3 protein-coding genes are annotated in these 7331 nt (G+C 68.6%); 1 reads left to right on the top strand and 2 read right to left on the bottom strand.

The features are described from left to right. Positions 1 to 649: 649 nt before the first annotated feature. Complete coding sequence (locus tag QH276_RS27615; protein WP_432278809.1) at positions 650 to 4255, top strand: protein kinase domain-containing protein; 3606 nt, start codon at positions 650 to 652, stop codon at positions 4253 to 4255. 55 nt (positions 4256 to 4310) lie between these two features. Here the strand turns inward: QH276_RS27615 and QH276_RS27610 are convergent, their stop codons facing one another. Together QH276_RS27610 and QH276_RS27605 are read right to left on the bottom strand one after the other, a co-directional pair. Further along, entirely contained in the window at positions 4311 to 5627 is a 1317-nt protein-coding gene (locus QH276_RS27610; RefSeq protein WP_280401252.1) for a class I SAM-dependent methyltransferase, read from the bottom strand. Next, positions 5624 to 7060 (bottom strand): FAD-binding oxidoreductase, encoded by a 1437-nt coding sequence (locus QH276_RS27605; RefSeq protein ID WP_280401254.1) that lies wholly within the window; start codon positions 7058 to 7060, stop codon positions 5624 to 5626. The genes QH276_RS27610 and QH276_RS27605 overlap by 4 nt, the downstream gene beginning before the upstream one ends. Positions 7061 to 7331 lie beyond the last annotated feature (271 nt).

Genomic DNA, 7331 nt, shown 5'->3' with positions numbered 1-7331 from the left:
GCCTCCGGCGGCGCGGGGGTTGGGCCCCCAAGGGGCCCGACGGGGGGGGGGGGGGGCCGCGCGCCGGGGCGGCCCCCCCCCGCCGCGCCGCGCGGGCCGGGGGGCGCCCCCCCGCCGCCGCCGCCCCCCCCCCCCCCCCCCCCCCCCCCCCCGGGGGCCCCACCCCCCGCGCCGCCGGAGGCGGCGCAAATAAACACAGACACGCGGCGGGAGGTTAATCCCGCCCATAGTGGGATACACCGCGCTACGTTGGAAGTGGATACCGGAACGGCCCCGCGGTGTTCCCACCGCAGCCGATTCGTTACGAGTGCGAGGTGGTGATATGACTCCACGAACGCGTTCGGGCCCGCAGGGCCGCGAATCGGAAGACTCCTACGCCGGGTCCGCCGGCGCATCGCGACACGCCGGTCCGGAGGGTGCCGTTTTCGAAACGGTGGCTCCCGAATCCCCGGCAACTCGTGACTCCGTGGATCCCGCGCCGGTAGATCCAGAGGCAGCCGAGCCCGCGGCGCGTGAACCCGCGGCGTCCGAGTCCGCGGCGTCTGAACCCGAGGTCGTCGATCCCGAGGCCGGTGCACGCGAAACCGCGGAAGCCGAGCCCGCCGAACCCCGGGCGACCGGCAATGGATCCGCGGTGCCGGAGCCTACGATGGCCGTCCCGGGGCCTGGCCCCGAGGTAGCCGAACCCGAGCATATCGTCGAGGATCTGGCCGCCATGGGGCTCACGGAGGCGCAGGAGATCGGGCGCGGCGGTTTCGGTGTGGTGTATCGGTGTGTGCAGCGGGCGCTGGACCGGGTGGTCGCGGTGAAGGTGCTGTCCTCGGATCTGGACCCGGAGAGCCGGGAGCGGTTCCTGCGCGAGGAACACGCCATGGGCCGGTTGTCGGGGCACCCCAATATCGTCGACATTCTGCAGGTGGATGTGACCGCCGGTGGGTTGCCGTTCATCGTGATGCCCTTCGCCACGCACGGTTCACTGGAACGTCTCATCCACGATCTGGGCCCGCTCAGCTGGGCCGACACCCTCCGCGCCGGAGTGAAGCTGGCCGGTGCGATCGAAAGCGCGCATCGCACCCGGATTCTGCACCGCGATGTGAAACCGGCCAATGTGCTGCTCAGTTCGTACGGCGAACCACAGCTCACCGATTTCGGGATCGCCCGGATGCCCGGCGGTTTCCGCACTTCGGACAGCCAGATCACCGGCTCCCCGGCGTTCACCGCACCGGAAGTGCTCAAGGGGCAGGAACCGACGGTCCGGTCCGACGTATACGGCTTGGGTGCGACGTTGTTCGCCCTGCTCACCGGGCACGCCGCGTTCGAGCGGCAGGCGGGGGAGCGGGTGGTCGCGCAGTTCCTGCGGATCACCACGCAGCCCGTACCCGACCTGCGTGAGCAGGACATTCCCGCCGACGTCGCCGCGGCCATCGAACACGCGATGGCGCAGGATCCGCGGGAGCGGCCGGCTTCCGCCTACGAGTTCGGGGAGATGCTGCGAGCGGTGCAGTCCGCGCACGGTCAGGTGCCGGACGAGATGGCGCTGCTGGACCCGGAGATCACCGCGGTGGAAACGGGGCCCCCGGTGCACGATCGTCCGCCCCCCGCGGTGACGGCGCGCCGCAGCTGGCCGCTGCTACCGCCGACGGCGTCCGGCCGGCTCGGCATCACAGGGCCGCGCACGCGTCCCTCCGCCGCCGGTCCGCGCCCCGGCGCCGGGCAGACGGACGAGCGGCCGCGGTCCCCGGCCACGCTGCCGCCGAGCCCGGCCACGAAATTCCGGCCGCCCACCCCGCCGCGGGAGCCGGTGCGCCGGCCGCGGCTGCTGGAGATACTGCGCAAAGGTGTGGACTGCCGGCTCACCGTGATCCATGCGCCCGCCGGCTTCGGTAAAAGTGTGCTGGCGGCGCAGTGGCGCGACGAACTCGAATCCCAGGGCCTGCCGGTCGCCTGGATCGGCATCGACAGCGGCGACGACAACGAGGTCTGGTTCCTCGCGCATCTGATCGAAGCCATCCATCGGGTGCGCCCCGATATCGGGGCCGGGCTGGGGCAGATGCTGGAGGAGCGGCCCGCGGATACGGTCACGTTCGCGGTGTCCAGTCTGATCGATGAACTGCACACCAGCGGCGAACCGGTGGTGGTGATCATCGACGATTGGCATCGGCTCACCGATCCGGGCGCGCACCGGATACTGACCCGGCTGCTGGGCAGCGGCTGTCACCACCTGCGATTCGTGGTGACCAGCCGCGACCCCTCGGAACTGCCCGTCGGCCGGATGCGGATGAACGACGAACTGGTGCAGGTCGATTCCGCGCAGCTGCGGCTCACCCGCGCCGAGGTCGGCGAGATCCTGGTACGCCGCAACGGTTTCGACTTGGATGACGGGCAACTGGACCGGCTGTATTCCGCGACCGACGGCTGGCCCGCCGCGATCCAGCTGATCAGTCTCGCGCTGCGGGACGATCCCGACCCGGCGAGCCTGGTGGAGCGCCTGTCCGAGGGCGGGCACGGTATCCGGGAATATCTGGCCGAGAACGTGCTGGACGCGCTCGAACCCGAGATGCTCGACTTCCTGTCCGCCATCGCGGTGGCCGAACAGGTCAACGGTGCGCTGGCGATCGCGATCACCGGTAACTCCGAGGCGCCGCGGCTGCTGGAGCAGGCCGAGCGGCGCGAACTGTTCGTACGGCATATCGACGAGGAACCGGAATGGTTCCGGATGCAACCGCTGTTCGCCGAATATCTGCGGGCGCGCCTGGACCGGACCGACCCCGGCCGGGTCAAGAACCTGCACCGTCGCGCCGCTCGCTGGTATGCCGAACACCAGCTGCTCCGTCGCGCGGTGGATCATTCGCTGGCCGGTACGGATTTCAAAACCGCCCTGGACCTGCTGGAAAACGGCGGTATGGACCTGATCGACGGTTCGCGGGTGGCGACCCTGCTCGGCTCTGTCTCGAAACTACCCGTCCAGCAGGTGGCTTCGCGGTCGAAGCTGTTGATGGCGGTCGCGCGGGCGAACGTGAACCTGCAGCAGTCCACGGCGGCGCGGTCGGCGCTGAGCCGGTTGTCGAGTGCGCTGTCGCGGAGTCCGGAGGGCGACGGTGAAGTGCGTAAACAGCGCTGCCAGGCCGATGTGCTCGCGGCGGCGGACGAGATATCGCACGATCGTTGCGCCGGCGTCCTCGATCAGGTGGCCGAATCGCTGCAGCATCCCGGCGAACTCCCGGCCTGGACGGTCGCGACGGCCGCCAATATCCACGCCTACGTGCGGATCCGCGAATTCGACTATCGGACCGCGAGCGAAATGCTCGAATGGGCGCGGCCCTATCAGGAGCGGTCCCGCGAGCCGCTGGGCGAGATCTTCGCCTGGTGCGGCCGGGGCCTCATCGCCTACGAGCAGCTGGATATCGCGACCGCGTCCGCGGCCTACCGGCAGGCCTACAAAACCGCGCAGCTGCGCGCGGGGCCACGGTCGCACGGGGTCCGGGCGGCCGCCGGGCTGCTGGGCGAACTCGAGTACCGGCGCGGTGATCTGGTCGCGGCCGAGGAACTGTTCGACGAGAGCTACCAGTTGGTGGCGCGGGTCGGCCCGATCGAATCCTTGATCGCCACCATCGTCACCGGCGCCCGGGTGAAGGCCCTGCGTGGTGATCTACCGGCCGCGGCGGTGCGGCTCGCCGAGGGAGCGCGGATCGCCGCCGACCACCAGCTCACCCGGCTGGGCGCGCAGATCCGGGCCGAACAGTTCCGGCTCGGCGCGCTCCCGGCCGACCGCGTCCCGGAAAGCACGGCCGGCGGTTCCCGGACCAGCATCGAACCCGGGCGGATGCCGGAAACTCCCGCGCCCCCGACCGCTCTGGACACCGAGGCGGCCGAGATCGCCGTGATCCGGTCGCTGCTGATCGGCGACGCGCGCCAGGATCACGAACGCGCCGCCCGGCACGCACGGGCGCTGCACAGCCGTACCCGGGAGCAGGGCCGGCCCCGCGCGAGTCTGGATATGTCGCTGCTACTCGCCGAATGCCTGGCCGCCGCTGGCTGGGTCGGCGAGGCGGCCGCCCTGCTGGCACCGGCCGTCGCGACCTGCGCGGACCTCGGCTGGACCCGGCCACTGCTGGATGCCGGCCCGGCGGTCCGCGAGATCATGCAGGTACTGCGCGACGACCTGCCGGTGACCACACCCGACGGAAAGGACACGGTCCGCACGCTGGGTGAGAACCGTGTCCCGATCCGTTTCCTGGACGAACTGCTGAGCTGAACGCTGCCGCACCGGAGATCGCAGTGCAGCCGCGCAGCCGCTCGGCGCCGCCGCGCTAGGGCGTCCACCAGGGGCGCAGCGGTACCTCGGGCCGGCCGGAGCTGCCGAGTTTCACCCCGAGCACCTGGTGCAGCTGCACCACATTGCGTTCGAAGCCCAACCGGCTGCCCGCCATGTACAGGCCCCATACTTTCGCGGTGCCCTCCCCGGCCTCGGCCACACAGGCATCCCAGTTGGCCACCAGGTTTTTGCACCATTCGGCGAGGGTCAGCGCATAGTGCTCGCGCAGATTCTCCTCGTGCAGAACCTCGAGCCCGATGTTCTGGATCTCGCTGATGATGCGGCCCGAACCGATGAGCTCGCCGTCGGGGAAGACGTAGCGGTCGATGAAATCACCGGCCTTGGTGGTACGGGTGTTGTCCGGCCGGGTGATGCAGTGGTTGAGGAACAACCCGCCGTCACGCAGTTTGCTCTGGATGAACCGGAAATAGTAGGGGTAGTTGTGGACCCCGATATGTTCGGTGAGACCGATCGAGGAGACGGCGTCGAACTCGCCCTCGGTGACGTCCCGGTAATCCGAATGCCGCACCTCGGCCAGATCGCTCAGCCCGTCCTCGGCGATCTTCTTCTGCGCCCACGACGCCTGCTCGGCGGACAGGGTCGCGCCGATGACCCGGACACCGCGTTTCGCGGCGTAGCGCACCATCCCGCCCCAGCCACAGCCGATATCGAGCAGCCGGTCGCCTTCCTTCAGCCGCAGCTTCTCGAAGATCAGCCGGTACTTGTTCTCCTGCGCCTGTTCCAGGGTCCAATCCCGCTCGCCGTAACACGCGCAGGTGTAGGTCATGGAAGGACCCAGAACGTACTCGTAGAAGGTGTTCGAGACGTCGTAGTGGTGGTGGATGGCCTCGGCGTCGCGGGTTTTGGAATGCCGCAAACCCTCCAGCGCGATCCGGCGCCAGCGCGGCAGGGTTTCCTGCGGCGGTGGCGGCACCGGGCGCAGCCGCTCCCAGCCCAGCGAGCGCGCGATCGCCACCAGCGACAGCGCCGACGGACGTTTGAACTTCAGGTCCGTCATCGCCGCGAGGATCTCGTAGGGATCGCCGGGATGCACACCCGCGGCGTCCATATCCCCGGCGATGTAGGCGCGGGCCAGGCCGAGATCACCCGGTGCGTTGGCGAGGTAGTTGATACCCCGCGGGTTGCGGATCTCGAGCGCGAATTCGGAATCCACCGGGCCGGTGGTGCTGCCGTCGTAGGCGGTCAGCTTGATGGGAACATCGCCGTCGACCAAGGTCTCGACCACTTCGGCGATACTGAGCCGGGTGCCCAGATCCGCGAAAGCATCGGATCTGTCCTTGAATGTCGTCATTTGCGTTGCACCGCCTTCGAATACAGATCCAGCAGACGCTGGCCGGGATCGTAGCGTTCTTTCAATTCTTTGTATCTCTCACCGCCGTAGAGGGCGGCAAATTCCTCGGGTCCGTAATAAGAATCCGAGTACAGGGATTTATGTCCGTCGAATTCGGTGACGGTTTTCTCGATGGCCCGATTCGCGGCGCCATCTATCCGGCCGGGCGATTTCGGCACCGCCGACCAGAAACCTATGTTGACGTAGGTGCGCCCGGTTCGCAGCGGATACAGCGGCCACGGCTGGTCGCCGGCCGCGGCACCGGTATCGCGCAACCGCAGCGGGCACAACCAGACGGGTTCGATGGGAATTTCGCGCAGGAACCATTCCATGAAATCCGCGGTGCGCTCCACCGGCACCTCGATATCCTGGACCACCCGCTCCTGCGGCGGATTACCCTTCCGTGCCTCCAGTTTGTCGCCGATGTTGTAGCGGCGGTCCAGGGCGACCAGCTTCCAGTAGAAACTGCTGCGCCGGTAGCGTTTCGGCCAGAACCGGCGGACCTTCGGATTCTGCGTACCGAACGCGCGCGAGCACCAGAACCAGTCGGTATCCCAGCGCCACAGGTAATCGTGGATGGTGAGCCGGTCCCGTTTCGGCTCCGGTCCCTCGTGCTGGATGGACCGGTAATAGATATCCATATCGGTGTAATCGCTGACCGGCCCGGGTTCGTCGGTCTGCCGGCCGAGGATGAGATAGCTTTCCCCGGCGCTGAACACGACCCCGTCGAGATAGTCCACCGCTTCGCCGTCATGGCTGCGTTCCAGCACGATCCGGTCCAGGGTGGCCTCGAGTTCACGCAGATCACGGAATCGCAGATGCCGCAGCGCCACATAGGGCTGCACGGTTTCCAGTTCGATCTTCAGCCGGGTTGTGTAGCCGAGGGTGCCGTAGGAGTTCGGGAAACCGCGGAACAGCTCGGCATCCGGGCCGTCCGGGGTGATGGTGACGATCTCGCCCGCCCCCGTGAGCACCTCCATTTCCAGGACCGACTCGTGCGGCAGACCGTTGCGGAAGGAACTGGATTCGATACCGAGCCCGGTCACCGCACCGCCCAGCGTGATCGTCTTGAGCTGCGGGACCACCAGCGGTGCCAGCCCGTACGGGAGGGTGGCGGCCACCAAATCCTCGTAGGTGGTCATCCCCGCCACTTCGGCCGTCTTCGCCCGGGAATCCACCTCGATCACCCGGGTCAGCCCCGATACGTCAAGCCCCGGGGCCGTGTTCTTCGCCCGGGCCCGGAACAGGTTGGAAGTCTTCTTGGCCAATCGCACATCGGCATCGGCCGGGATGGCGCGATAACTCGCGAGCAGGCGATCGACACCTGCCCGATATGCGGCGAACCCGGATTCATTTGCGGCCGGACCGTGGCCGGCCTTCCCCAACAGACTCATTGCCACGTCTAGACGCTAGTCCTCCATGGTCTCGATCGGCCACCGCGGGGGGAGTAATCGCGACCAAATGTCACATATCTGTGTCTTTTTGCTGGGTCTTTTGGCGCCGCCCTAGTCGGCGCGGGGTTTTTTGCCCCCAGTGTTGCGGGGGGGGGGGGGGGGGGGGGGGGGGCGGCGGGGGGGGGGGGGGGGGGCGGGGGGGGGGGGGGGGGGGGGGGGAGAAACAGCGGCGGGGTGGGGGGGGGGGGGGGGGGGGGGGGGGGGGGGGGGG

Source organism: Nocardia carnea (assembly GCF_029869215.1).
GTDB lineage: Bacteria > Actinomycetota > Actinomycetes > Mycobacteriales > Mycobacteriaceae > Nocardia > Nocardia carnea_B.
Note: the sequence above shows the minus strand (reverse complement) of the source record. Positions and strands in the feature narration are given on the sequence as shown.